The organism is Aurantimonas sp. C2-5-R2 (genome assembly GCF_036549495.1).
GTDB lineage: Bacteria > Pseudomonadota > Alphaproteobacteria > Rhizobiales > Rhizobiaceae > Aurantimonas > Aurantimonas coralicida_A.
Window position 1 is genome coordinate 1 of record NZ_JAZHLJ010000196.1, and the last position, 2,172, is coordinate 2,172.

Genomic DNA, 2,172 nt, shown 5'->3' on the forward strand with positions numbered 1-2,172 from the left:
CGAGAAATCTGCTGAGTCCAAAAACCGGCTCGCTCTGGCCCTGGGTATCCGCGTGCAGGGTATCCGGCTGAAGCTGCGACCGGTTCTTGAGGAGGCCGTCCAGAATGTGCACTGCTTCCCAGACGCCGCAGGGGATGAAGGTGGTGAACAGCGCGATGTAGGTGTCGGCGATGTGGTGATAGGCGATGCCGCCGTAACCGCCATAGCGCACGTGCCGGGAGCCGATGAGATTGTTCTCGCGCAGCTTGACGTGGGTGCCGTCGGCGATGGCGGCCTGGCCGCTTCCCCAGTGTCGCGGCAGGGCGAAGCGGGCATATTCATCGATGAGGTCGGTCATCGCCGCTTCCAGCTTGTTGGCATTGATATGCTGGGCATTGATGCGACGCAACGCCTGCTGGGTGACGAGTTCGGGCGCATGGCGGGCGGTTTGGCCGGGTCCGAGATTGCAGCCATAGCCGAAGACGGTGAAGACGTAGCGGCGAACGGCCTGCGCCAGCTTCGTATCGGCGCCGGACGGCGGCCCAAAATGACGTGTGTAGCCGGTCCAGTGCTCGGCATATTTGAGGATATCGAGGAGATGGCGCTCGGGCATGCGGGCGCGGATCTCGCGTTCGAACTCGGGCAGGCCGTCCACCGGCTCCTTGGGGCGCAGCTGTTTGAGATGGGGCGTCCCGTCAGGATCGAGGCTCAGCGTGGCGTTCGCCGGGAAGTTCGCGTCGACCGTCGCGGCGGCTTCGGTCAATTGGCTCTTGAGGAGGACGACGAACTTATCGCCAGTCTGCGGCATGGCGAGTGCCTCGCAATAGGCTGCCAGTCGGGGCTGACACTCCGTCCAGGGCAGCAGCTGGGTGCGATAGTCGGCGAACTGTTCGGAGCCGACGACATAGAAGTCGCCGGACTGCAGGGCGGCGGCAAGATGGATGAAGACGCAGACTTCGAGGGCGCGGCGATCGATAACGGCTCGTCCTTTGCGCCGCCGGATGACAAAGGCTTGCCAGCGCTGGGACGCGAAGTCGAGATCGATGGCGGCGGGAAGATCATCGCGGCGGGCGTGGCGATAGTCCGACACGAGGTCAAGGGCGACGATGAGACGGCGATCCTGGGTCGCGGAGCGAATGTTCATCAGGTCGAAGAGCCTGAACAACAGGCTGCGATGCTTGGCATGGATCGGCCAGAGCAGCGGCAGATCGTTGTTGCCGTGCCAGGCGGAGACGGCCTCGAACTGTTGCGTGAGGATATCTACACCGCCCTTCTGGATGAGAAGATCTCGGATCCGCTGGCCGAGAACGGCGTCGCCCTCCTCGTCCTTCGCCGTATCCAGCATCTGGCCAAGGACGCCGATCAACGATTCTTCCAGTTCCCGGTGCTGGTCTTTAAGGGCGTCGAGATTCTCCTTGGCTGTGGCCTGAGTGCNACGGCGTCGCCCTCCTCGTCCTTCGCCGTATCCAGCATCTGGCCAAGGACGCCGATCAACGATTCTTCCAGTTCCCGGTGCTGGTCTTTAAGGGCGTCGAGATTCTCCTTGGCTGTGGCCTGAGTGCGCCGGATGCGACGCAGGAACATCTCGATCAATTCGTCGCGGCAGCGTGTACGGGCGTGGTGCAGGAGGCTGAGCCGCAAGGTATGCCGTTTGCCGGGAAGGGCCATGTCGAGAAGCTCGCTGACCTCGAGGGCCGTGGCTTCGGCCGCGAACTGCCGGAGTTTTGTCGAAGCGATGCCCGAAAGAGCCATGTCGGCATCGGCCAGATTGTCCAGCCAGTCGAGGCGATCCGTCCAGAGCTTGATCATGGCGAGCCGGGCGGGACCCGGCACCTGCTTCAGCCGATTGAAAGGCGTGGTGATAGTGTCTGGCGGCACGACCAGCAACGCATCCAGCGCCGCGGCTTCGGCCTGCGTAAGCCGTTCCGCGACGCCTGCGTAGATCTCCTGGTGGACCTTTGCGCGCAGATGATTGACCAGGCGATCGAGGGTGCTGAACGCTGGCAGATCAATGGCGGCATCGTGCAAGGTCTCCGCCGCCCGATTGATGAGGTCGGCGGGGTCGCTCATCGTCTCGGCCGCCTTGAGAACCACGTCTGTCACCAGACGTTCTCCGGCATCGTCGAAGGGCATGACGGCGAGATGGGCGCGGATCACGGAGCGATAGCGGTAGAGCGTCGGCCTGCTGACATC

General features: G+C 63.4%; 2 protein-coding genes. Both read right to left on the bottom strand.

Features of this window, described 5'->3' with window-relative positions; all coding sequences use genetic code 11:
• Positions 1-1,345, bottom strand: a 1,345-nt coding sequence (locus tag VQ044_RS24845; RefSeq protein ID WP_331827868.1) for a Tn3 family transposase, incomplete at its 3' end; no start/stop codon positions are given.
• Positions 1,342-2,172 (bottom strand): DUF4158 domain-containing protein (locus tag VQ044_RS24850; protein WP_331827869.1); only part of this gene is annotated, 831 nt, incomplete at its 5' end. The genes VQ044_RS24850 and VQ044_RS24845, both read right to left, overlap by 4 nt.